Origin of the sequence: Maricaulis maris (genome assembly GCF_036322705.1) — a bacterium.
GTDB lineage: Bacteria > Pseudomonadota > Alphaproteobacteria > Caulobacterales > Maricaulaceae > Maricaulis > Maricaulis maris_B.
On sequence record NZ_AP027270.1, the window covers coordinates 1,408,140 to 1,432,130 of the forward strand.

Genomic DNA, 23,991 nt, shown 5'->3' on the forward strand with positions numbered 1-23,991 from the left:
CCGTGGCGCGGCTCAAGCGCTCCTGTCAGCCTTGGGTTTGGACTTGGTTTTCGGCTTGGCCTTTGGCTTGGGCGTGGATTTGGCCTCGGGCTTGGGCGAGGCTTCAGACTTGGCCTTCGCCTTCGCCCCGGGCTTGGCTGTGTCAGCGTCGTCGCTGCGCACCATCACGTTTCGGCCCGGCGCCTTGCGGATCAGTTTGAGCTTGCCGTCGCCCGGCGTGCGGGCCGGGACATCCTCGCCGGAGCGGGCGTACAGCCAGTCGCGCCAGTCGCCCCACCAGGAGCCGGGATGCTCGACGGCGCCGTCGATCCAGGCCTCGACGGTCTCGGGCAGCGCGTCATTGGTCCAGTACTGGTATTTCTTGGCATCGGGATGATTGATCACACCGGCAATATGTCCCGATCCGGCCATCATGAAACGAGCCTCGCCGCCATAGAGGCGGGCTGCGCGGTAGACTGAGGGGTAGGGGGCGATGTGGTCGTCCCGTGACGCCTGAATGTAGACGGGGGTCTTCACGGCGCCGAGGTCGAGCCGGTGCCCGCCCATCTCCAGCTCACCCTTTGCGAGACGGTTATTCTTGTAGAAATTATCGAGATACCAGAGGTGCAGCGCCTTGGGCATGCGGGTCTGGTCAGCATTCCAGAACAGCAGGTCGAACGCCTGGGGCTGGCGGCCGAGCAGATAGTTGTTGACCACGAAGGACCAGACCAGATCATTGGAGCGCAGCAGGTTGAAGGTGTCGGCCATAGAGCGGCCGTCGAGCACACCGCCCTGGCTGTCCATGATGCGCTCGATTTCCTTGAGCCAGATATCATCGATGAAGATCAGCAGGTCGCCGGCCTTCTCGAAGTCCGACTGCGCGGCAAAGAAGGTCGCCGAGGCGATGCGGTCGGACTGGCCTTCCGCTTCAAGCCAGGCGAGGGCAGACGACAACAGCGTGCCGGCGACGCAATAGCCGACCGCGTTGACCGACGTCTCGCCGGTCGCCGCCTCGATCGCATGCAGGGCCGCGAACAGGCCCTCATGCATGTAGTCCTCGAAGGTCTTGTCCTTCAGTTCCGGACCCGGATTGACCCAGGAAATCAGGAAAACCGTGAAGCCTTGCTGGGTCAGCCAGCGGATCATGGAATTCTTCTCGCGCAGGTCCATGATGTAGAACTTGTTGATCCAGGGCGGGGCAATCAGCAGCGGGCGTGCCTTCACGGTCTCGGTCGCCGGCGCGTACTGGATCAGCTCCATCAGGTCATTTTCGAACACGACCTCGCCCGGGGCGGTGGCCATGTCCTTGCCGACCTCGAAGCCGTTCATGTCGGTCTGGCTGAGGGCGAGGCGGCCATCGCCGGCCATCAGGTCGTCGATGAGGTTTTCGAGTCCTTGGGTGAGGTTCTCGCCCTGGCTCTGCATGGTCTCCCGCAGCACGTCCGGATTGGTCAGCGCGAAATTGGTCGGCGACAGGGCATCGGTCATCATCCGGGTCAGGAATTCGACCTTGCGCTTGGTGCGTTCGTCAACGCCGTCGACACTGCCAACCAGACCCATCATGAAATGCTGGTTCAGCAGGTAGGACTGCTTGAGCGCGTCGAAGACGGGGTTTTCCGACCAGTCGGCGGAGCGCCAGCGCTTGTCGCCGGGCTCCGGCTCGATCGCCGGCTTGGAGTCGGCGGGGCCGCCCATCATCCGCTTGGTCGTGTTCGACCAGAGATCGATATAGCCTTTCATCAGATCGGCCTGGGCCCGCATCATCAGATCCGGTTGGCCGGCGATCTTGTTCCAGACTTCCTGGAATTCGGGGGCGGAGTGAAACGGGTCGGCGTTTGGCAGGACGGGGTCGCCCTCCAGCGCCTTGCGCATGACGTCGGACATCAATCGCTGGGACTTTAGCGAGGTTTGCATCAGGTTGCGCGACAGGTGCTCGAGCGTCTCGAGTTCTTTCCCGGACAGGTTCGCCCAGTCAAACTGGGCCGGATCGCTTTTGCCCTTTCCCGTTTTCTCGCTCATGATTATCCCTTGTTATCAACGGGTGACTCAGACCCTCATCAGCGTATAGAAAGCGCGACGCGCGTCCAGCGCGAGGAGATCTCATGCAACATGTCCTGATCGCCCTGTCCATCACCCTCTTGGTCAGCGGCTGCGCCGTGATCGACATGCCGGGCCCGAATACTGACAATCCGGACTGGGTCGAGGACCGGCTTCAGAGTGCCGAGAATGGACGCAGTGCACCAGCAGTGATACCGGTAACATCCTTGCCGGCCGGTGAGGCTGCGGCCATGGACGAAGCGGCCCGCCGACTGATGGTCCAGAAGGCCGAAATGGAAGCGGACGCCAATCGGCTCGAGGCGGACAACCAGCGTGGGTCGGCGACAGACTTTTTGGCGGACGGTCAGACGCGGACCCAGCCGCCGCAACAATAACAGACAACCGACCTGGTCATGGGACTGCCGGCCAGGGATTTGAGGACGACGAGATGAGCGATACGCAAGCCCTGACCAATCTGGCCTTCCAGGCTGTTCGTGCGGCCGAAAGTGCTGCTGTGGCGGCCTCCGGCTGGATTGGCCGCGGCGAGAAGGAACTTGCAGACCAGGCCGCTGTGGATGCGCTGCGGACCGGGCTCAATGCGATGCCGATGCGCGGTCGGATCGTGATCGGCGAGGGCGAGCGTGATGAAGCCCCGATGCTGTTCATCGGTGAAGAAGTCGGCACCGGTGAAGGTCCCGAGATCGACATTGCCCTCGACCCGCTTGAAGGCACGTCCCTGACCGCCAAGGGGCAGGCCAATGCGCTGGTCCTGGTCTCCTTCGCACTGCGCGGCGGCCTGCTGCATGCACCCGATACCTATATGGACAAGATCGCTGTTGGCCCGGGCCTGCCGGCCGCGGTTGTCGACCTTGATGCGTCGGCCGAGGAGAATGTCCGCAACCTGGCGAAAGCCAAGGGCGTCGACACCTCGGCGATCACCGTCTGCATTCTCGAACGCGAGCGCCATCAGCCGATCATGGACGGCGTCAAGGCCGCGGGCGGGCGCATCCGTCTGATCCCCGATGGCGATGTTGCCGGCGGCATGGGAACGGCTGGCCTCGGCGCCGGCGTCGACATGTATATCGGCCAGGGCGGGGCGCCTGAAGGCGTGCTGCTGGCCTCGGCCCTGCGCTGCATTGGCGGCCAGATGCAGGCGCGCCTGGTTTTCCGCAATGATGACGAGCGTGCCCGTGCGGCCCGTGTCGGCGTGACCGATCTCGATCGCAAATATGATGTCGCCGAGCTGGCCGCCAGCCATTGCCTCTTCGTGGCGGCGGGCGTGACCGACGGTGATCTGGTTGACGGCGTCCGCACCGAAGGCGGCATGGTCCACACCCATACGCTTTTGCTCGACTCAGCCGATCATTCGATCCGCCGTATCCGGTCGGCCCGACCGGCGAGCTGATTGATGGTGCCATGCTTGATGAAGCGCTGACTGAAAACATCGGCTCACCTCCACTTCTGGGGGTGAGCCGTTCGCTTTGTGGCAAGCGCTGGCGCCTGCGCGCCGCGGACGAGACCGCAGTCGTCACGATCGCGCGGCAACAAGGCATTCCCGACGCACTGGCCCGCGTGATGGCCGGTCGGGACATCAGCGCCGACGCCGCGGCGGGTTTCCTGACACCGCGGCTGCGCGACAGTTTTCCCGATCCGTCCGACTTTGCCGACATGGACAAGGCCGCCGGTCTGGTCTGGGACGCGATCGAGGCGGATCGCCCGATGGCGGTGTTTGCCGATTATGATGTCGACGGCGCGACATCCGCGGCTCAGCTGATCCGCTATTTCCGGCATTTCGGCCGCAGCGCCGAGATCTATGTGCCGGACCGGATCGAGGAGGGCTATGGCCCCTCCGGCGCCGCCTTCGAGACCTTGCAGCAGCGCGGGGCCGAGCTGGTGATCACTGTCGATTGTGGCGCCGCAGCCCATGCAGCGCTGGCCCATGCCGCCGGGATCGGCCTCGACGTGATCGTGATCGACCATCACCTGATGGACGATGCGATGCCGCCGGCCGCCGCCCTGGTCAATCCGAATCGGCCCGATGATCACTCCGGCTGCGGACATCTGGCGGCCGCCGGCGTCACCTTCATCTTTCTCGCCGCCCTCAACCGGGAAGGCCGGCGCCGCGGCACCATCACTGCCGACAATGAGCCGAGCCTGCTCGATTGGATCGACCTGGCGGCCCTCGGCACGATTTGCGATGTCGTGCCTCTGACCGGGATCAATCGGGCCATCACCGCCCAGGGTCTCAAGGCGATGAGTGGCTGGCGACATCTCGGCCTGCGCTGTCTGGCCGAGACGTCGGGTGTCGAAGGCGAGGCCACCACCTATCATGCCGGGTTTCTGATCGGCCCGCGCATCAATGCCGGCGGCCGGGTCGGAAAGTCCGATCTGGGCGCGACCTTGCTGACGACGCAGGATGAAGCCCTCGCGCGGCGTATTGCGGGGGAGCTGGACGCGCTCAATGCCGAACGGCGGGGCATCGAGGCCGACGTTCTCGACGCCGCCACAGCCCAGCTCACAGCGCAAGCCAGTGACCGCGCGATTCTGGTGGCTGCGGGCGAGGGCTGGCATCCCGGGGTGATCGGCGTTGTTGCCGGCCGTCTCAAGGAGCGATTCGACAAGCCGGTGATCGTGATCGGGATCGACCGAACAGCGAGTCCGCCGATCGGCAAGGGCTCCGGACGCTCGGTCCCCGGGGTCAATCTTGGCGGCGCCATCGCCGCCGCGCGTGAGGCCGGCCTCCTGATATCGGGCGGCGGGCACGCCATGGCCGGCGGGCTGAGTGTCGATCCCGACCGGATCACCGAACTTGTGGCCTTTCTCGACGCGCGGCTCGCGCCTGAACTGGCCGCCGCCGCCGATGACATGGCGCTGAAGGCAGACGGGGTCCTCTCGGCCTCGGGCATCACCCCCGAGCTGGCCCATATGCTCGAGCGGGCCGGGCCTTTCGGCCAGGGCAATGCCGAGCCGCGTTTTGTCCTGCCGCGCATGCGGGTCAGTTTTGCCAAGCGCGTGGGCACCGACCATGTCCGCTTTACCTTGAGTGATCTTGACGGCCGACGCGTGGACGGGATCAGTTTTCGCTGTGCAGACACGCCTCTGGGAGAGGCTTTGCTGGCGGCCGGACCCGACCTGTATCACGCGTTTGGCCGGCTCAAGCTCGACACCTGGCAGGGCCGCGAGCGGGTCCAGCTGCACTTGGAAGATCTGGCGACTGCTGCTGAATGAGATTTTGCAGAAATCCCGCTTGCAAGGTCGCTCAGGCTTTTCTATACGACGGCCCTCACATCGCTGCGGTCCCTTCGTCTATCGGTTAGGACGCCAGGTTTTCAACCTGGAAAGAGGGGTTCGATTCCCCTAGGGACTGCCACGATGTTTCTCCCCATACGGATGGCTTCGAACGCCCGGGCGCATCGCGCTGCCGGGCGGGTTGTCGTGATGCTGTCGGCGGGGCGGGTTTGCGTCGGCGCGGCCTGCAGGCTATAGGCCCACACCGAATTGCGAACCGGAGAACCAGGGCATGGCCCATCTGTCCACCAAATCCTACGGCAATGAGCGCGGCCTGTCCTGCTGCTCGCGGCAATGGGCTGCCGACAGCCATTGCGCGCTGCTGCACGGCTATTCCTTCGGTTTCAATTTCGTCTTCGCCGCCGAACAGCTCGACAAGCGCGGCTGGGTTCTGGATTTCGGCAAGGGCGGCTTCGGTCCGATCAAGGACTGGCTCCACGACATGTTTGACCACACCTTGCTGGTCGCCGCCGATGATCCCCAGCGACCGGTCCTCGAGGCCTTGGGTGAGCAGGGACTGGCCCGCGTCCGTATTGTCGAGGGGACCAGCTGTGAGCGGATGGCCGAACTGGCCTTCCACAAGGCCTCCGAAATCGTGGCAGCGGCGACCGGTGGCCGGTGCTGGGTTGAGTCGGTGGAATGCTCCGAACACGCCTCCAACTCCGCCATTTACCGCTCGTCCGCTGCGGTCGAGCAGCTCGCCGCTGCGGAACGCCTGCAGGCAGAGCTGGCCCGGAGCTGAGCTGGAGCTGACCTGTCGGCCGCTGATGGCCGGATCGAGCGCCGCACTCAGCGTCATTTTCGGACATTTCAGGGTCTCAATGACAGCTGAAAATTCCCCTCACGCGAGAAATCTCAGTATTACCGAAATTTCATCTGGACCGCATCAGGTTGCGTGGCGCTCAGCTTCGAAACACTAAATGTTGTGGTTGTTGTCCTGAGAACTTATCGCAAGAACAACATCTTGATAAAATATGCGGCGAGCAGTTTCCCGATTCACCTTCTCTTAACTTCCCGCTTTGTGTAACAATCATTCGCCTGAGGGTTGTTTAAGCGAGTGACAGAATGGTTTTGGCTCACGAAGTCTTTGAAGACACAGAGATGCTTGAGCTCGAAGGCCGGGTGAAATGGTATGATCCGGCTCGGGGCTACGGGTTTATTGATGCAATCGACGGGCAGGGAGACATCCTCCTGCATGCCAGTTGTCTCAGACGGTTCGGACAGGGGCCGGCGCTTCCCAACGCCAAGGTGATCTGCAAGGCCGTCCAGGGTGACAAGGGCCGTCAGGCCGTCGAGCTGGTTGAAATGAGCGGCGGTGATACCGAAGCCGAAGCCCGCCCACGCCGTTTTCATCCCTATGCCGTCTCCAGCGCACCGTTCAATCCGGCGGTGGTGAAGTGGTTCGACGCCTTGCGTGGCTATGGTTTCGTCACCTGTGATGCTGTCGAGGGCGATGTGTTCCTGCACGCCGCGACCCTGCGCCGCGCCGGCTTCGAGGACATTCAGCCAGGTGACCGGCTCGACGTGCGCTGTGTCGAAGGTCCCAAGGGAGCGCTGGCTGCCGAGATCAAGGTCGCCGGCTCAAGCTGACCTCGGGTCTTCTTGTCGATGACCCGGGCCGACGATCCGGGCCGACGATCCGGGCCGACGATCCGGGCCGACGATCCGGGCCGACGATCCGGCCGATTGTCCGGGGTCAGGGCAGCTTGCGTTTGCCCGTTGCACCATCCCGGACGCGCGGCTAGCTTCGCGGCATGCGAACCCTGATCCTTTCCAGCCTTCTGGCTCTTGGCCTTGCTGCCGCTGTTTCGGCGCAGCAAGCCGCATCCCCAATCGTCTCGGACCCGACCGCGCAGGACGCCGCGATCAGTTTCGGTGGCCCCGAGCCTGTGCGCTTCGTCACCGCCACGGGCGATGAGCATGTGATCATGGCGGAAATCGCCGCCACGCCGGAGCAGCAGCAGCGCGGCCTGATGTGGCGTGATAGTATCGAGCCGGGCACCGGCATGCTGTTCCAGTACGTCCCGGCCGAGCCGGCCTCCATGTGGATGCGCAATACGCTGGTCGATCTTGATATCCTCTATGTCAACGAGGCCGGCCGCATCGTGAAGATCATCGCTTACGCCCAGGCCGAATCGCGGCGCAGCCTGTCGTCCGAAGCGACGGTCTCGGGCGTGATCGAGCTGGGCGCTGGCCAGGCCATCGCCATGGGGCTGCGGCCTGGCGACCGCGTCTATCACCCCTTCTTCCCCGAGGAAGCAGCCGCCGAACTGACCGAGCCGGACATGGACGCTGCACAGGAAGCGCCGGAGGAGGCGCAGTAGGCTTGCCTTAAGCGGGAAGCGCTTACATAAGGGCAGTCAGTCGGGGCGTGGCGCAGTCTGGTAGCGCATTCGCTTTGGGAGCGAAGGGTCGCAAGTTCGAATCTTGCCGCCCCGACCAGTTTTCCGGATGCTCAAACGGAAACAATTTGAGCCGAGCCCTGCCGGGCTTGTCGAGGATTTGATTGGGAGAGGCGAATGTTCGCGAAGATCTACCGTCCCGCGCGCACTGCAATGCAATCCGGTCGTGGCAAGAGCAAGAGATGGGTGCTCGAATTCTCGCCGGAGATGGCCAAGCGTCCCGAGCCGCTGATGGGCTGGACGTCCTCGTCCGACATGCGCGGCCAGATCAAGCTGAACTTTGAAAGCCAGGACGAAGCGATCGCCTATGCCAAGCGCCAGGGCATCCCGTTCCAGCTCGTCGAGCCGCAAGAGCCCAAGCGCTACGCCAAGTCCTATGCCGACAATTTCTCGGCTGACCGCAAGCAGCCCTGGTCGCACTAGCGCCACCGCGCCCGATTTCCGCTTCCGTAGCTCAACCGGATAGAGCGCCCGCCTTCTAAGCGGATGGTTGCAGGTTCGAGTCCTGCCGGAAGCGCCAGTTTCTTTGTCAGCCGGTTTTTTCTCTCATGGCAGTTCGCTGCGCGAACCCCGCCGATGGGGCGGGCTGACCGCCTGACGCGCGGCGGTGAGTGCGGACCCTGCGGGGGCCGGATTTGGCGGACCTGACGGCAGGTCACCGTGCGCCTGTCGCTGGCGTTTGCTCAGCGTGCGGCGGCGACCGCTGCAAACCCGCGCTCCAGGTCCGCGATCAGGTCTTCCGGGGCTTCCATGCCGATCGAGAGACGGATCAGGGCGCCGTCATGCTTGTGCGCGGTCTTGGTGCGCTTGAGCTGCGGGTCGCAATGGATGGCGAGGCTTTCGAAGCCGCCCCAGGAAAAGCCCATGCCGATCAGCTCCAGTGCATCGAGGAAGCGTTCCGACGTCGCAATGTCCCAGCCGGGCACTTCAAACGCGAACAGGCCGCAGGCGCCGGTGAAGTCGCGGGCGTAGATGGCATGATCGGGGTGGTCTGTCCGAGCCGGATGGCGGATGGCTCCGACCTCGTGACGCGCGGCAAGCCAGTCGGCGATGACCAGGCTGCTGTCCGCGCTGCGCTGCATCCGCAGGCTCATCGAGCGCAAGCCGCGCAGGGCCAGATAGGCATCGTCCGGACCGGTATGAAAGCCGAAGGCACGCTCGGTGGTCTGCAGGCGCTGGAACAGGGCCTCGTCGCGCGCCACAACAGCCCCCATCAGCAGGTCTGAATGCCCGCCGACATATTTGGTCAGGGCCTGGGCGGCATAATCGACACCGAGCTGCAGCGGCTTGAAGGTCAGGCCGGCGCTCCAGGTGTCGTCGATAATGGTGATCACGCCTTTTTCGCGGGCGACCCGGGCAATCGCCGGAACGTCCTGCATCTCCATGGTCAGCGAGCCCGGGCTCTCAAGCAGGATGGCCTGGGTGTCGTCGGTGATGAGATCGGCAATCTCGGCGCCCATGCGCGGGGCAAAGAAGCGGGTCTTCACGCCATAGCGGGACAAGGTGTTGAGCAGGAAGTTGCGCACCGGTCCGTAGATGCAATCGGCCGCCAGCACTTCGCCGCCGGCTTCGGTCGCGGCGAGGATGGACAAGGTGTTGGCCATCAGGCCGGACGAGGTGAGGGCGCAACCGGCGCCGCCCTGCAGCTCGCTCAGCGCCGAGCGCAGCGCATCATGGGTCTCCAGTCCGACCCGGCCGTAATGCTTGCGACCGGGCGGAAAATCATAGAGCGCAGCGGCGGACGGGGCGAGCATGGTCGAGCCCCGGGCGACGGACGGATTGACCTGGCCGCGCTCATCATGGGGGCGACCGAGGCGGGTGAGTTTGGTTTCGTCCTTCATGGCGTCGCGCGTCCTGTCTCTATCTCGGTGTCGGGACGGCTGCCCCATTCGCTCCAGGAGCCATCATAGACGGCCGATGGCTGACCCAGACAATCCAGCGCCAGCGACAGAATGCAAGCGGTGACACCAGAGCCGCAGGTGGTGATCACGGGCTTGCCCCGCTCCACCCCGGCGGCGTCAAAGCGGGCGGCATCGATCATCAGGCGTCCGCGTTCATCCAGCAGGCTCGTGAAAGGGAGGTTGCGAGCGCCGGGCATGTGGCCACTGCGCATGCCCTCGCGGGGTTCCGGGACCCGGGCGGCAAAACGGGCCTTGCCGCGGGCATCAAGGATCTGGCTGTCGCCAGAACGGATGGCGGCTTCGACAGCGCGGCGATCGGCGACGAGTCCGGGCTGGTAGTGAGCGGTAAAATTTCCCAGTTCCCAATGCGTTGCGGGCGCCTTTGAAACCTTCCCGCCAGCCTCGATCCAGGCGGGCAGGCCGCCATCGAGCACGGCGATGGACCGATGGCCCATGGCCCGGAACATCCACCAGACCCGGGCGGCGCTGAACAGCCCGTAGCGGTCATAGACGATCAGGCGGGTATCGGTATTGAGGCCGCGTTCACGGGCATGGCGGGTGAAGTCGTCGGCATCGGGGAGCATGTGCGGCAGCGGATTGGCAGGGTCCTTGACCGTGTCGATGTCGAACAGGCGGCTGCCCGGTATGAAGCCCGCAGCGCCGTGCTGCGGACCGCCGGGAAAGGTCCAGCTGCCATCGAGGAAGACGATGTCGGGTTCGCCATGAGCGGCCATCGCCTCGGCTGCGGAGATCAGCGAAGCCGGCATCAGTCGAGCCAGGCCGGGACGGGCAGGCCCTTTTCGCGCAGGAAGTCCGGATTGTAGAGTTTGGACTGGTAGCGCGCGCCGTGGTCGCAGAGGATCGTGACGATGGTGTGGCCCGGTCCGAGATCACGGGCCAGGTGCATGGCCCCGGCGATATTGACGCCGGACGAGCCGCCCAGGCACAGCCCGTCATGCTGCGTCAGGTCAAAGATGATCGGCAGGGCTTCCTGGTCGCTGATGCGATAGGCGTGGTCGACCTTGATGCCCTCGAGATTGGCCGTGATCCGGCTCTGCCCGATCCCTTCCGTGATCGAGGTGCCTTCCGCTTTCAGTTCGCCGTCGTGATAGAAGCCATAGAGCGCGGCTCCGCCCGGATCGGCGAGACCGATCTGGATGCTTTCGCGCCGGGCTTTCAGCCCGTTGGAGACGCCGCCCAGCGTCCCGCCGGATCCAACCGCGCAGATGAAACCGTCAACCGTGCCTTCGGTCTGGTCCCAGATTTCCTGGGCGGTGGTCGCCGCGTGGAAATCGCGATTGGCGACATTGTCGAACTGGTTGGCCCAGATCGCGCCGTTCGGCTCGGTCTTGTCGAGCTCGGCGGCGAGGGTGCCGGAATAGCGGGCATAGTGGGCCGGATTCGCATAGGGCACGGCGTCGACCTCGATCAGTTCGGCACCGAGCAGCCGGATCGCGTCCTTTTTCTCCTTCGACTGGGTGCGCGGGAAGACGATCACGACCCGATAGCCCAGCGCAGCGCCGACAAGCGCCAGGCCGATACCGGTATTGCCCGCCGTGCCTTCCACGATCGTGCCGCCGGGCCGTAGGGCTCCGCTGGCTTCGGCGGCCCGGATGATTCCGAGGGCCGCGCGGTCCTTGATGGACCCGCCCGGATTGAGAAACTCGGCCTTGCCGAGGATTTCGCAGCCGGTCACGTCGGACGCCTTGTTCAGGCGCAGGAGCGGGGTGTGGCCAATCAGGTCGATAACGCTGCGGGCAGGGTGCACGGGCAAATCTCCGGGTCTTGGCTGGAATCCCGGCCGAATGCCGCGATCCCGAGTTTCGGGTGTCGCGGATGAGAGGGAAAATGGCAAGGGCTGCAATCCGGTTGCGAAAGCGCTACGTATCTTCACCATGACCCAAATCACATCGCTGCTTCGCCCCGCCTATCTGGCCCCCGCTTTTTCGGCCATCGTCACGCTGGTCCTCGGCACTGCTGCCGCTGCGGCGGAAGCGCCTCGGGATGTGGTCTTCGATGTTTACCGTAACGGCTCGGCCTTCGGTGAGCACGCGGTCCGCTTCACGGAACGTCAGGATGGCCAGCTCGAGGTCGACATCGATATCGAGCTACGTGTCGGCTTCGGACCGGTCACCGTGTTCCGCTATGAGCACGACGCCGAGGAGGTCTGGAATGAGGGCGAGCTGGTCAGCATGACCGCCGAGACTCTGAATGAAGGTCGTCGTCAGCGTTTCAGCCTGGTGCGCGACGCCGAGGGACGTTTCGTCAAGGATGGCGAGACGATCGACCCGCTCGTACCGTCCAGTCACTGGTCCGGCTACATGGCCGGCCTGCCAGCGGTTCTGAACACCGAGACGGGCGAGCCGATGCCGGTCGAGATCGAGGATCTGGGCATGAGCGAAGTCGAGACCGAGGCGGGCCCGGTGATGGCCCGGCATTTGCGGATGACGGGTACGCTCTCCGTCGACCTCTGGTATGACGAGACCGGCCGCTGGGTCGGCTGCGCCTTCACCATCGACAACCAGAATATCCAATATCGGCTGCGCAACGCCTAGGCGTCAGGGGATGCCGCGTCGGCGGCCGCCTTCATGGCCTGATAGGCGTCCAGCGCCATCTCCCGGCCGTGCTTCAGGTCAATCACCGGCGCGGGATAGGTTTTGCCCAAAGTGACCCCGGCCATCGCCAGAACGCCGGCCGGCTGGGTCCAGGGGGCGTGGATCGCCTTGCCCTTGAGCCCTGACAATTCCGGCACCCAGCGGCGGACATAAGCGCCGTCCGGGTCGAACTTCTCGCCTTGTGTGACCGGATTGAAGACCCGGAAATAGGGCGCCGCATCGGCGCCAGACCCGGCGACCCATTGCCAGCTGGCTGCGTTCACATTGAGGTCGGCATCGACCAGCGTGTCCTCGAACCAGGCCATGCCGTCGCGCCAGTGCACGCCCAGATGCTTGATCAGGAAGGAGGCCACGATCATGCGGGGTCGGTTGTGCATCCACCCGGTCGCCCACAACTGACGCATGGCCGCATCAACGATCGGCACCCCGGTCTGACCGCGCTTCCAGGCTTCGAGTCCGGCAGGATTGTCGCGCCAGGGGAAGTGATCGAACTGGCGGCTGAAGTTGTCATTCCGGAAATCTCCGAAATGTTTCGCGAGATAGATCGCAAAGTCCCGCCAGCCGACTTCAGAGAGGAATTTCTCGGTGGGCTGATAGGCGCCGCCCCGGTCCGCATGATCACGCGCGCGGTGCCAGATGGTGCGCGGCGAGATCTCGCCCCAGGCAAGGTGTGGCGAGAGGCGCGACGTGCCCTCCAGGTCCGGACGGTCGCGATCGACCGGATAATCCGGCAGGGGGCCGGCAAGGAAGTCATCGAGCCGGGCGTGGGCGCCGGCTTCCCCGGGCGTCCAGTCGTCAGAAAATGCGGCGGCCCAGTCTGGCGCGACCGGCAGAAGCGCCCAATCCTTTAGGGTATCGCTCGGCAGGTTCGGACCCGGTTCAAGGGACGTCGGAGCTGGCAGGGGTGTCCGCGGTTCCAGGGTCCGAAGGGCCGCTTTCCAGAACGGTGTGAACACCTTGTAGGCAGAGCCGGATCCATTGAGATGGGTCTCCGGATCAATCAGCGTTCCGGCCCGAAAACCGCGTGCCTTCACCCCTTGATCAGCAAGCTGGCTCGCCAGCGCGCAATCCCGCGCGTCGACGGCGATCGTGTCGGACCGGTTCCAGAACACCTCGGCGCAGTCGGCTTCTTCACACAGGGCAGGGAGAACTGCGTCGGCTTCGCCGTGGCGCAATAGCAGTTTGCCGCCAATCGCGTTGATCGCCGCGGCAAGACGCCCAAGGGAGTGGTGCAGCCACCAGCGAGACGCGGCACCGGCTGCCAGCGCCGTATCGGTCCCGGTTTCGTGGATATAGACGCAGACAAGCGGACGCCCGCTGCGCACAGCCGCGTGCAGCGCGGGATTATCGCTCAAGCGGAGATCCCGTCGGAACCAGACCAGAGCCGTTCCGGTGGCGGTTGAACTTGCCATTCCTGTCCTGCCGCTGAATAAGGGCCTTGTCCCGGTACGTGACTGACCCGATATCGGATCATTCCGGTGTCAGTCGGTCCTGACTGCACCCGGTGGCGACTGCGTCCGTTTCGACAAGGAGACTCCCCGTGAGCCAGGTCAATTCCGTCATTTCCATCCCGCGTCCCGGCCAGTCCCCGATCGAGATCGGTAATGACCGCAAGCTGACCATGATCGCCGGACCTTGCCAGCTGGAAAGCCGGCAACACGGGCTGGAAGTCTCCGCCCAGCTGCGCGAGATCGCCGACCGCCTGAATATCGGCCTGATCTACAAGACCTCCTTCGACAAGGCGAACCGGACCAGCATCAACGCCCAGCGTGGGCTTGGGCTTGAAGCCTCACTGCCGGTTTTCGCGGAAATCCGCGAAACCAGCGGTCTGCCGGTGCTCACCGATGTCCACAGTGAAGAGCAGGCGCGCATTGCCGCGACGGCGGTCGACATTCTCCAGATCCCGGCTTTCCTGTGCCGCCAGACCGATTTGCTGATCGCCGCCGCCCAGACGGGCAAACCGATCAACGTCAAGAAGGGCCAGTTCCTGGCCCCCTGGGACATGAAGAACGTGATCGAGAAGATCGCCGCAGCCGGCAACCCCAACATCATGGCGTGCGAGCGCGGGGCGAGCTTTGGCTACAATACGCTGGTTTCCGACATGCGCTCCCTGCCGATCATGGCACAGTTCGGCGCGCCGGTCGTGTTTGATGCGACCCACTCCGTTCAACAACCGGGCGGACAGGGGGCGTCGTCGGGTGGTCAGCGTGAATTCGTGCCGACCCTGGCCCGCGCCGCCGTCTCGATCGGTGTCGCCGCCGTCTTCATGGAAACCCATCCGGATCCGGACAATGCCCCGTCGGATGGCCCGAACATGGTGCCGCTGAATGAATTCGAGGCGCTGGTGAAGCGTCTGCTGGAATTCGACGCTCTCGCCAAAGGCTACTAGGCTCTCAGAATTCGCGCCGGTCCGGGATCCGAACCACCGGCGCGTCCTCGACCTCCTCGATGATCTGAAGCGGCGGCGCCCAGCGTCGCTCTTCCTGCAGGATGCTGGTCAGCGCAAAGGCACGCTGGGCCACATCAATGCGCAGATCCTCATAGAAGAGGTTGAACGGTGGCTCGCGGAAATCTTCCGCCAGCCGGTGCGGTCTTTGCAGATCGCGATGACGCGGCTCGTCCACAAACAGGATGCCATCGGCGCACTGGGCGCCGGTCTGGCCCGGGATCGGGGCCGGGGTCGTGTCCGGGGGCAGGCCCTCGGCCGCGACGCCGCCGCGATGCTGGCGGGCCGAGGCATATTCGCTGGAGCGCGTGCCCAGAATGGGATTGACGCAGAGCAGGCCCCGCCCTTCGACGAAGGCCAGGTCGCGCTGCGGCGTCCAGCTCATCGTGCGCTCCGTCAGGATCCGGATCCGGTCGTCCTCGTCCGGCTGCGCATAGCCATAACCATAGACGCACCGGACATCTTCCGGCGTCTCGCAGGGCGGGGTCGCGGCGAGCGCCTCGGCGAAGAGATCGAGCGGCACCGGTGTGTCGATGATGTAAGCCGCGACCAGGCGATCCCGCAGGGCCGGGGCTTCCGACACCCGGTTGAGCAGGAGGCCGAGCGTGTGGAACCCGCCCTGGCCAACCCCGGCCAGAATGATCGGCCTTTCGGTCCCGATCCGCTCGAGGAATGAATCGAAGGCCCGCTCGATATCCTGATAGGCAAACAGCCGTGCCTGGACGCTGTCCTCGCGATTGTTCATGAAGGCGTACAGCGCGGCCTGCCGATAACGCGGGGCGAACAACACCCCCGACCGGGCGAAGGGCGCGGCATAGTTCGGCATCGCAATCTCGGTCACGGCGCGATTGGCGCTGGCCTTGTCGAGCTGGGCATTCCAGTTCGCGCCGCCGGAATAGGTCGTGGGGTGCACGAAGAAGACGGCCGGCTCGTCACGATCGCTGAACGTGCCGGTCGCATACCAGGCTTCGGCCTCGGCATAGTCGACACCGGGGGGCGGGGTATAGGTCTGGAAAGGCTCGCCCGGGTCCTGGAATGTCTGGAAAATCTGGTCGCGCAGGAACCAGCTCGCCAGGGCGGCAATGACCAGCAGCCCGGCAATGCCGGCGACAATCATCCACCGCGCGATCGTGATCGGGTTCGCGAGCATCTTCTTGAACGTCCCTCGTTACTCAACGCGCCTGCAAGCTTTGCGGCGGGGTGATTGGCGACCCATTTGCCTTACCCTATGCTGACCCGGCTGCCGGGGGGTAGTGTCAACGCCCATCGGGCGTCATTTGGACGGGATCGCCATGTTTCGCTGGCTTCGCAACAGTTTCCTAACCGGCATCGTGATCGCCACGCCCCTCGGCGTGACCTTCTACCTGATCGTGTCATTCGTCGGCTTCGTCGACAATGTGGTCAAGCCCCTGATCCCGGCCCGCTACAATCCGGAGACCTATCTGCCCGCCGATTTCACCATTCCGGGCCTCGGCGTGCTGATCGCGGTGCTGCTGCTCACGGCGCTCGGCGCCCTGGCGGCCAACATTTTCGGCCGGACCCTGTTCGGGATTGGCGACCGCATCCTCAACGGCGTGCCGCTGGTGCGCAATGTCTATGGCGCGCTGAAGCAGATCATGGAGACCGTGTTTTCCGGAAAAGCCAATTCCTTCAAGGAAGTGGTGCTGATCGAATATCCGATGAAAGGGCTCTATGTCGTCGCCTTCGTGTCGGCGCACGGCCAAGGCGACCTGAAGCGCAAGATCAGCGAGGATGTGGTCGCGTTGTTTGTCCCGACCACGCCCAACCCGACCTCCGGCTTTTTGCTCTACACCCCGCGTTCCAACACGATCCATGTCGATATGACCGTCGAGGAAGCGGCCAAGCTGATCATCTCTTTCGGCATGGTGACGCCGGACAAATTGCCCGACGAGGTCAAGGCGACCCTGCCGCCGGAAGTCACCGGGCAGGGCTAGCCCGAGCGCAGAAAGCGCACGCCCTGGTCATGGTCGAACAGGTAGAGCAGGGTGCGAAGGGCTTCGCCGGCTTCGCCCTTCAGCTCCGGATCCTGATGGACGATCAGGCGGGCATGATCATTGGCCAGCTCGATCAGGGCTGAGTGCTGTTCGAGATCGGCGAGCCGGAAATGCGGCAGACCGCTCTGTCGCAGCCCGAGCGGGTCACCGGCACCGCGCAGGCGCCAGTCCTCCTCGGCAATCCTGAAACCATCATCGGTCTCGCGCATCATCTCCAGGCGCGCCCGCGCGGTATCCCCGAGCGGCGCCTTGTAGAGCAGCAGGCAGGAGGAGGGCTTGTCGCCCCGCCCGACCCGGCCACGCAGCTGATGCAGCTGGGCGAGGCCGAAACGCTCGGCGTGCTCGATGATCATCACCGTGGCGTCGGGCGCATCGACCCCGACCTCGATCACGGTGGTCGCGACCAGCACATCCATCTCGCCCGCGCGGAAGCGGGTCGCGATCTCTTCCTTCTCGGCCGGCTTCATGCGGCCATGCAGCAGGCCGACGCGATCATCGCCCAGAACGGCCCGCAAATGGCGCCAGCGGTCCTCCGCTGCCGACAGCTCGGACATCTCGCTCTCTTCGACCAGCGGGCAGACCCAGTAGACCCGGTCACCGCGTCCGATGGCGCGGCGCACGCCTTCGACCACCTCATCGAGCCGTTCCATCGAAACCAGGCGGGTATCCGGCGGGATGCGTCCGGCCGGTTTCTCGTCGAGGCGGGACACGTCCAGATCGCCATAGACGGACAGGGACAGGGTGCGCGGGATGGGTGTGGCGGTCATCACCAGCGTGTCCGGACGGCGGCCCTTGGAGGTCAGCCGCATACGGTCGGAGACACCAAAGCGGTGCTGCTCATCGATCACCACCAGGCCGAGATCGGAAAACTCGATACCATCCTGGAAGAGGGCATGGGTGCCGCAAACGACATCCACCGATCCGGAGGCCATTTGCTCTAGAATGGCAGCCCGGGCCTTGCCCTTGTCGCGCCCTGTCAGGGCCACAACCGACAGGCCGGCCGGTTCCAGCATCGCGGTCAGGGTCTTGCCGTGCTGGCGGGCGAGGATCTCGGTCGGTGCCATGATCGCGGTCTGCACCCCGGCACCGGCGGCATGGGCGGCGGCAAGGGCCGCGACAAAGGTCTTGCCAGCCCCGACATCGCCATGCAGCAAACGGGTCATGCGTGCCTCGGAACCCAGATCGGACCGGATTTCCTTGAAGGCGCGGAGCTGGGCCCCGGTCGGCTTGAACGGTGCGGCAGCGAGGACCGCTTCGACGGCCGTGCCATCACTGGCCAGCGCTCGTCCGGGCTGGGCGCGGCGGCGGGCCCGGACGATCTGCAGGGCCAGCTGACGAGCGAATATCTCGTCGAAGGCAAGGCGTTCCCGCTCCGGGGCGTCGGCTTCCAGCGCTGACGCCTGCTGCGGAGCGTGCAAGGCTTTCACCGCCGGCCGGAACGCCGGCCAGCCATGTGTCCCGCGCAGATCGCCCGGGATCCATTCCGGTAGCTCGGGAACAAAGGTGAGGGCGCCCTCGACCGCGCGCCGCATGACCTTTGCGGTGAGCCCGGCCGTAAGCGGATAAACCGGCTCGACGAGCGCCATGTCCGACGCCTCGTCCTCGGTCACCACGAGGGCGGGGTGGACGATCTGGATCTCCGAGCCGAAGCGTTCGACCTTGCCGGAGATCACCCGCGTCTCGCCCTCGGGCAGCAGCTTGGCCAGATAATCGCGACGGGCGTGGAAAAAGATCAAATGCAGAAACCCGGTCTCGTCGCGCAGGCGCACCTTGTAGGGCTGGCCCTGACGCTGGGCCGGGATGTGCGTCTCGACGGTTGCCGTGAGCGTGGCGATCATGCCGGTCGGGGCGTCAGCGATGTGAACCCGCTGGGTCCGGTCGACCAATCCGGTCGGCGGCGTGAACAGCACATCGCGGATGCGGCCACCGCAGACCTTCTCCACGAGCGTCGCCAGCCGCGGGCCGATACCGGGCAGCTTGGTCACATCCTGGAACAGCGGAAAGAGAATCTCTGGGCGCATGGATTGCACCTTATCGGCAAGTTGTGCGGCTGCCACCGGTCGACGACGGCGATGGGGAGGACTATATGCCCCCGTCATGACAGATCACATCGAAACCCAACGCAAGAAACTCCGCATCCGGGCCTGGCGGCGCGGCTTCAAGGAAGCCGATCTCATCCTCGGGCGCTATGCCGATTCCCACCTCGACGGGCTGTCCCCGGAGGAGCTGGATTTCTTCGAGGCCCTGCTCGATGAGCTGGACGCCGATATCTATGCCTGGATCCTTGGCAAGCAGCCGACGCCGGAGCGTTTTGAAGGCCCGGTGATGGAGGCCCTCAGGGGCTTCCGCGTCGAGGCCGACGCGGCCTATGGCGACGGTCCGAAGGAATAGGACCGGTGGCAGCTGAGACGCGGACCGGCGTATCCGAAATCGAGATGGTCGCTGCGGTGCATGGCCGTGCGACCGTATGCGGCGCGCCGGAAGGCCTTGATGCCCTTGTCTTTGCTGACACGGCGCGCCTGCGTGGCGGCGTCAATATCTTCATCGCCCGTGACGATTCGCGCGCTGCGGCCTTTGTCGCCGCGCTGCAATTCTTCGCCCCGGATACCGAGCTCTTGCGCCTGCCGGCCTGGGATTGCCAGCCCTATGACCGTATTTCGCCCAGCCCGCGGGTCGCGGCCCGACGCGCGGCGACCCTGGCGAAGCTGGCCTCCGGAGCGCTGACCGGGACCACACTGGTGGTCACCACCGTCAACGCGATGGCCCAGCGCTGCCCGCCGCGCGAAGTCCTGCAACAGGCCGGACTGTCTCTGCGGCCCGGCGGCACCGTCGATATCGACGAGCTGACCCGCCACTTCACGGTTAATGGCTATGCCCGCACGGCGACGGTGATGGAGCCGGGCGATTTCGCGGTGCGCGGCGGTGTCGTCGACGTCTATCCCCCCGGCGCCGCCGAGCCGGTCCGTCTCGACTTCTTCGGCGATACGCTCGAATCGATCCGCGCCTTCGACCCGGAGACCCAGCGCTCGCTGCGTCAGCTCAAGGGGATCGAATTCACACCGGTGAGTGAGGTCCTTCTCGACGAAGCGAGCATTTCGCGTTTCCGCTCCGGTTTCGTGAAGACCTTTGGCGCCGTGCGCGGCGGCGACCCGGTCTATGAAGCGGTCAGCGCTGGCGCCCGGCCGGCCGGCGTCGAGCACTGGATGCCGCTGTTCTATGATCAGCTGGAAACGCCCTTCGACTATCTGCCCGAAAACACCCTGATCTCGACCGACCACCTCGCTGATGAAGCGCTCGATGAGCGTCTCAGCCAGATCAAGGATTATCACGACTCGCGCATTGCGGCCGGTGAGACACGGCACGAATCGGCGCTCTCGGCACCGGCCTATCGGGCCTTGCCGGCCGACGCCCTCTATTTTGCGACGGACGACTGGGAGCGCGCCCTCGGTGAACGTCCGGTCCGTCGCTACACGGCTTTCCGCGAGCCCGGGCCGCAGAGCATTGATATCGGTGGCAAGCAGGGCCGCGGCTTCACGGCTGAGCGCAGCGCCGAGAACACCAATGTCTTTGACGCCGTGGCCGGCCATATCAAGGCGCTGTGCGAGGCAGGCAAGACGGTCCTCCTGGCCTCCTGGACCGGTGGCGCCTCGGAACGTCTTTCAAGCGTTCTCGGCGATCATGGCATTGCCCGGATCCCACTGGTCGAGAACTGGCGCGATGTCGCTTCCGGCGGCAAGGGCGGGGTGTGCCGCGCCGTGCTGCCTTTGGAGCGGGGCTTCGAGACCGAAACCCTTGCCGTCCTCTCGGAACAGGACATTCTCGGTGACCGGCTGGCCCGGCCCCGCAAGAAACGGCGATCCGCAGACATTATCGTTGAGGCCGGATCAATGTCGCCGGGCGATCTTGTCATCCATGCCGATCATGGCCTGGGACGCTTCATTGGTCTGAAGACCCTGCCGGTGCAGGACGCGCCACACGATTGCATCGAGCTGGAATATGCCGGTCAGGCCAAGCTCTACCTGCCGGTGGAGAATATCGAGCTGCTGTCGCGCTATGGCGCCGACTCGGAGACCGCGCAGCTCGACAAGCTGGGCGGCGTTGCCTGGCAGGCACGCAAGGCCAAGGCCAAGAAGCGCCTGCGCGACATGGCCGACCAGCTGATCAAGATCGCGGCGGAACGTCTGGCCCGCAAGGCCGATCCGATTGAGCCGGCGAGCGGCATTTTCGATGAGTTCTGCTCGGCCTTCCCCTATCCGGAAACCGACGACCAGCTCAACGCCATCGACGATGTCCTGACCGATCTCGGGCGGGGCGGGCCGATGGACCGTCTGATTTGCGGCGATGTCGGATTCGGCAAGACCGAAGTCGCCCTGCGCGCGGCTTTCGTGGTCGCCATGAGCGGCCAGCAGGTGGCCGTCGTGGCGCCAACGACCTTGCTTGCCCGGCAGCACTACAAGACCTTCAGCGATCGCTTCCGTGGCTGGCCGGTGAAGGTGCGCCTTCTCTCGCGTCTGGTGACGGCCAAGGAAGCCCAGGCCACCCGTGAGGAGTTGGCCGACGGCAAGGTCGAGATCGTGATCGGTACGCATGCCCTGCTGGCCAAGACCGTGACGTTCAGCGATCTCGGCCTGCTGATCGTCGACGAGGAGCAGCATTTCGGGGTCAAGCACAAGGAAAGGCTGAAGGAATTACGTTCCGACGTACACGTCCTGACGCTCACTGCGACGCCGATTCCGCGGACCTTGCAGCTCGCTTTGACCGGGATTCGCGACCTTTCTATCATCGCCACGCCACCGGTCGACCGTCTCGCGGTTCGTACCTATGTGGCGCCGTTTGACCCGGTCAGCGTCCGCGAGGCCCTGTTGCGCGAGAAATACCGGGGCGGACAGGCCTTCTTTGTCGTGCCGCGCATTGCCGACCTGGAAGACACCGTCAGCTATCTGCGCGAAAGCGTGCCCGAAGTGACCTTCGTCGCGGCCCATGGGCAGATGGCGGCCTCCCAGCTCGAGGACATCATGACCGCCTTCTATGAGGGCCGTTATGACGTGTTGCTGTCGACCACGATCGTTGAATCCGGGATCGATATCCCGACCGCCAACACGCTGATCGTTCACCGCGCCGACCAGTTCGGCCTGTCCCAGCTCTACCAGCTGCGCGGCCGCGTCGGCCGGTCCAAGACCCGGGCCTATGCCTATCTGACGACACCGATGCGCCGCAAGATCACCGAGAGTGCGGAGAAGCGTCTCAAGGTCATGCAATCGCTTGATTCGCTGGGTGCCGGCTTCACGCTGGCCTCGCACGATCTGGATCTGCGCGGCGGTGGCAACCTGCTCGGCGAGGAGCAGTCCGGTCACATCAAGGATGTTGGCGTGGAGCTCTATCAGTCCATGCTGGAGGAGGCGGTGGCCTCGCTGCGCTCTGGTGGTGACGAGAGTGACGAGAGCGACTGGTCGCCGCAGATCAATGCCGGCGGTGCCGTGCTGATCCCGGATTACTACGTGCCCGACCTCGATGTGCGCCTGCAACTCTATCGCCGTCTGTCATCACTGGAGAACAAGACCGAGCGCGAATCCTACGCCGCCGAGCTGATTGACCGCTTTGGTCCGTTGCCGCGTGAGGTCGAGACCCTGCTGCGTGTGGTCGCCGTCAAGGCGCTGTGCAAGACGGCCGGGGTCGAGAAGGTCGATGCCGGACCGAAGGGTGCGGTCATCCATCTGCGCAATGACAGCTTTATCGATCCGGCGGGGCTGATCGCCCACATCTCGGCCAATCCTGCCCTGTTCAAGGTCCGTCCCGATCGCAAGATTGTCCTGCGCGCGGAATGGGATGAGCCGGAAGACCGGTTGCGGGCCATCGAGCGGGCACTGGCACCGCTCGCCGACCTTGCCATGCGTGCACGACAAGCCGAAACGGCTGGCGCCTAGGCGCTGGCGATAACCGGGTGAGGGCGGGCCAGGCTGCGCACGGCGCGCTCGACGAGTGCCTCCGCTGTCTCGCCCGGCCGGGTCTGGACCGGGGCCGCGCGGACGGTGAGACGGAAGGGCCGCAAGGGATCATCGCCTTCAAAGGCCGTGCATTCGGCGATCGCGGCAACGCGCGCTGCAACCGAATCAATCCCGGTCGCGTCCGTGAACGGCAGGGCTGCGAGGAAGACGTCCTCGTCAAACCGGGCAGCGGCGTCCTCGGTCCGCAGCAAGTGCCGGAGCATGGCGGCAAACTGACGACGCGCTTTCTCGGCCGAAACATCGTCAGGACGCTCGCGGCCTTCCGGCAGCATGACCTGGAGAGCGATGACCGAGAAGTTCAGCTCGTCACGCGCACTCGCCTGCAGCAGGTCCTGCAGATGCGAGATCAGATAGCCGGCGTGAAAAAGCCCGGTTTCGATATCGAGGGAGCGCGTGTCGCGGCACGCCTCGAGGGTCGCCTTGGCTTCGCGCCGACGGCGACGCTCGGCGGTCAGGGTGAGCACCCGTTCGCGCAGCTCGTCATCAGGCGTCTGCGGCGGCAGAAGGTCGGAGACGCCGCGGGCAAAGGCTTCCTCGGCGGTGTCCGGATCGACATCATCGGTGAGCAGCAGGACGGGCGTGTGATAGAGGCGCGCATTGCGGCGCATCGCCGACGAGATCGTGAAGGCGATATCGCGCTTGCCGGCCGCGTTCAGCACGACGGCGTCAAAGGCGCGCTCGTGGAGATAGTCAAAGGCGGAATAGGATGAGAAGGCAGCAACAATCTCCGCATTGGCCGAGGCCAGCGTGTGTTGCAGCGCCATGAAGCGCGGTGAAGCGTCACCGACATAAAGCACGCAGGGCGGCTGGTCCTGACGTTCGACGAGACCGGGCTTCTGCCCATAGAGCGCGCTGACTGCGGTCCGGCGGCGGGCCATGATCTCCATTGTATGCAAGCGGAACAGGGCCCGGATGCGCGCCGCGATCTGGACGGCCGGCGCCGGTTCGCGGATCCAGGCATCGACCTGGTCATCCGTCCCGAAACTCTCCGGTCCGACGACGAGCGTCGGACGTTCGCCCGGGGCAAAGCGCTGGAAGGCCTTGAGGCCGTCTTCAACATCGCGGTCGCATTCGGCGAGGATGACGCCGACCGACCAGTAGTGATGCCGACGCGCCGGCGGGCTGTCGGCCCGCACCAGGCGACAATTCAGTGCGAGGCGGCCAAGCTGTTCAGCAAGCGCTCCCACACGGTCGGACAAACCGAATACCAGGACGTCGAGTTCGCGTCCCATACGTCCCCCAGCCATGATCCCCGGTCCTCCGGTGTTTCGCGAGTTTGTCACAAGTGCCACGCTTTCAAAAC

20 protein-coding genes and 3 tRNA genes are annotated in these 23,991 nt (G+C 64.9%); 15 read left to right on the top strand and 8 right to left on the bottom strand.

Translation table 11 applies throughout. The features are described 5' to 3' along the window. Positions 1–12: 12 nt before the first annotated feature. Positions 13–1,998 carry a class I poly(R)-hydroxyalkanoic acid synthase gene (phaC, locus tag AAA969_RS06575; RefSeq protein ID WP_338244862.1) on the bottom strand — a complete coding sequence of 662 codons (1,986 nt, stop codon included), beginning with the start codon at positions 1,996–1,998 and terminating at the stop codon, positions 13–15. Positions 1,999–2,081: 83 nt separating this feature from the next. Here phaC and AAA969_RS06580 point away from each other — a divergent pair, with 83 nt between their 5' ends. The 10 genes from AAA969_RS06580 (at position 2,082) to AAA969_RS06625 (ending at position 8,226) form a co-directional block, all read left to right on the top strand. Further along, positions 2,082–2,411, top strand: coding sequence for a hypothetical protein (locus AAA969_RS06580; RefSeq protein ID WP_338244864.1), 330 nt, complete (start codon positions 2,082–2,084; stop codon positions 2,409–2,411). 53 nt (positions 2,412–2,464) lie between these two features. Beyond that, complete coding sequence (gene glpX / locus AAA969_RS06585) at positions 2,465–3,421, top strand: class II fructose-bisphosphatase (protein WP_338244866.1); 957 nt, start codon at positions 2,465–2,467, stop codon at positions 3,419–3,421. A gap of 11 nt (positions 3,422–3,432) precedes the next feature. Next, complete coding sequence (recJ, locus tag AAA969_RS06590) at positions 3,433–5,244, top strand: single-stranded-DNA-specific exonuclease RecJ (protein ID WP_338244868.1); 1,812 nt, start codon at positions 3,433–3,435, stop codon at positions 5,242–5,244. Between the two features lie 67 nt (positions 5,245–5,311). Continuing rightward, positions 5,312–5,386: transfer RNA gene (locus tag AAA969_RS06595), tRNA-Glu, on the top strand. 150 nt (positions 5,387–5,536) lie between these two features. Beyond that, positions 5,537–6,046 (top strand): 6-pyruvoyl trahydropterin synthase family protein, encoded by a 510-nt coding sequence (locus tag AAA969_RS06600; protein WP_338244870.1) that lies wholly within the window; start codon positions 5,537–5,539, stop codon positions 6,044–6,046. Positions 6,047–6,405: 359 nt separating this feature from the next. After that, entirely contained in the window at positions 6,406–6,894 is a 489-nt protein-coding gene (locus AAA969_RS06605; protein ID WP_338244872.1) for a cold shock domain-containing protein, read from the top strand. Positions 6,895–7,058: 164 nt separating this feature from the next. Next, positions 7,059–7,628 carry a DUF192 domain-containing protein gene (locus AAA969_RS06610; RefSeq protein ID WP_338244874.1) on the top strand — a complete coding sequence of 190 codons (570 nt, stop codon included), beginning with the start codon at positions 7,059–7,061 and terminating at the stop codon, positions 7,626–7,628. Between the two features lie 41 nt (positions 7,629–7,669). Continuing rightward, positions 7,670–7,746, top strand: a tRNA-Pro gene (locus AAA969_RS06615). Between the two features lie 77 nt (positions 7,747–7,823). Then, on the top strand, positions 7,824–8,129 hold the full coding sequence (locus tag AAA969_RS06620; RefSeq protein WP_338244876.1) for an ETC complex I subunit: 306 nt from the start codon (positions 7,824–7,826) through the stop codon (positions 8,127–8,129). A 20-nt stretch (positions 8,130–8,149) separates the two neighbouring features. Further along, a tRNA-Arg gene (locus AAA969_RS06625) sits at positions 8,150–8,226 on the top strand. Between the two features lie 163 nt (positions 8,227–8,389). On the opposite strand, the gene metC is transcribed toward AAA969_RS06625, so the two are convergent. From metC to AAA969_RS06640, 3 genes are read right to left on the bottom strand one after another with little or no spacing between them, the layout of a single operon-like run. Beyond that, the gene (gene metC, locus AAA969_RS06630) at positions 8,390–9,547 is read right to left on the bottom strand and encodes a cystathionine beta-lyase (protein WP_338244878.1); all 1,158 of its coding nucleotides are present in this window, start codon (positions 9,545–9,547) and stop codon (positions 8,390–8,392) included. Beyond that, positions 9,544–10,374, bottom strand: coding sequence for a sulfurtransferase (locus AAA969_RS06635; RefSeq protein WP_338244880.1), 831 nt, complete (start codon positions 10,372–10,374; stop codon positions 9,544–9,546). Before AAA969_RS06635 ends, metC begins: the two co-directional genes overlap by 4 nt. After that, positions 10,374–11,381, bottom strand: coding sequence for a cysteine synthase A (locus AAA969_RS06640; RefSeq protein ID WP_425324994.1), 1,008 nt, complete (start codon positions 11,379–11,381; stop codon positions 10,374–10,376). Before AAA969_RS06640 ends, AAA969_RS06635 begins: the two co-directional genes overlap by 1 nt. 121 nt (positions 11,382–11,502) lie before the next feature. Between AAA969_RS06640 and AAA969_RS06645 the strand changes: the two genes are divergently transcribed. Beyond that, complete coding sequence (locus tag AAA969_RS06645) at positions 11,503–12,162, top strand: DUF6134 family protein (RefSeq protein WP_338244885.1); 660 nt, start codon at positions 11,503–11,505, stop codon at positions 12,160–12,162. Here AAA969_RS06645 and AAA969_RS06650 read toward each other — a convergent pair. After that, on the bottom strand, positions 12,159–13,634 hold the full coding sequence (locus AAA969_RS06650) for a deoxyribodipyrimidine photo-lyase (protein WP_338244887.1): 1,476 nt from the start codon (positions 13,632–13,634) through the stop codon (positions 12,159–12,161). The genes AAA969_RS06645 and AAA969_RS06650 overlap by 4 nt on opposite strands. Positions 13,635–13,762: 128 nt before the next feature. Between AAA969_RS06650 and kdsA the strand changes: the two genes are divergently transcribed. Then, complete coding sequence (gene kdsA, locus AAA969_RS06655; RefSeq protein ID WP_338244889.1) at positions 13,763–14,611, top strand: 3-deoxy-8-phosphooctulonate synthase; 849 nt, start codon at positions 13,763–13,765, stop codon at positions 14,609–14,611. Positions 14,612–14,615: 4 nt separating this feature from the next. Here the strand turns inward: kdsA and AAA969_RS06660 are convergent, their stop codons facing one another. Further along, a complete protein-coding gene (locus AAA969_RS06660) occupies positions 14,616–15,818 on the bottom strand; it encodes a DUF3089 domain-containing protein (protein WP_338244891.1) in 1,203 nt (400 codons plus the stop codon). 142 nt (positions 15,819–15,960) lie between these two features. Here AAA969_RS06660 and AAA969_RS06665 point away from each other — a divergent pair, with 142 nt between their 5' ends. Beyond that, complete coding sequence (locus tag AAA969_RS06665; protein ID WP_338244892.1) at positions 15,961–16,623, top strand: DUF502 domain-containing protein; 663 nt, start codon at positions 15,961–15,963, stop codon at positions 16,621–16,623. Here the strand turns inward: AAA969_RS06665 and recG are convergent. Then, positions 16,620–18,704, bottom strand: coding sequence for an ATP-dependent DNA helicase RecG (gene recG / locus AAA969_RS06670; RefSeq protein WP_338244894.1), 2,085 nt, complete (start codon positions 18,702–18,704; stop codon positions 16,620–16,622). The two genes, AAA969_RS06665 and recG, sit on opposite strands and share 4 nt — an antisense overlap. Before the next feature lie 76 nt (positions 18,705–18,780). Here recG and AAA969_RS06675 point away from each other — a divergent pair, with 76 nt between their 5' ends. Continuing rightward, complete coding sequence (locus tag AAA969_RS06675; RefSeq protein ID WP_047161424.1) at positions 18,781–19,074, top strand: succinate dehydrogenase assembly factor 2; 294 nt, start codon at positions 18,781–18,783, stop codon at positions 19,072–19,074. 44 nt (positions 19,075–19,118) lie between these two features. Next, the gene (gene mfd, locus AAA969_RS06680) at positions 19,119–22,607 is read left to right on the top strand and encodes a transcription-repair coupling factor (protein WP_425325038.1); all 3,489 of its coding nucleotides are present in this window, start codon (positions 19,119–19,121) and stop codon (positions 22,605–22,607) included. On the opposite strand, the gene AAA969_RS06685 is transcribed toward mfd, so the two are convergent. Beyond that, positions 22,604–23,935, bottom strand: a complete 1,332-nt coding sequence (locus AAA969_RS06685) for a hypothetical protein (protein ID WP_338244900.1) — start codon at positions 23,933–23,935, stop codon at positions 22,604–22,606. The genes mfd and AAA969_RS06685 overlap by 4 nt on opposite strands. Positions 23,936–23,991: the final 56 nt, after the last annotated feature.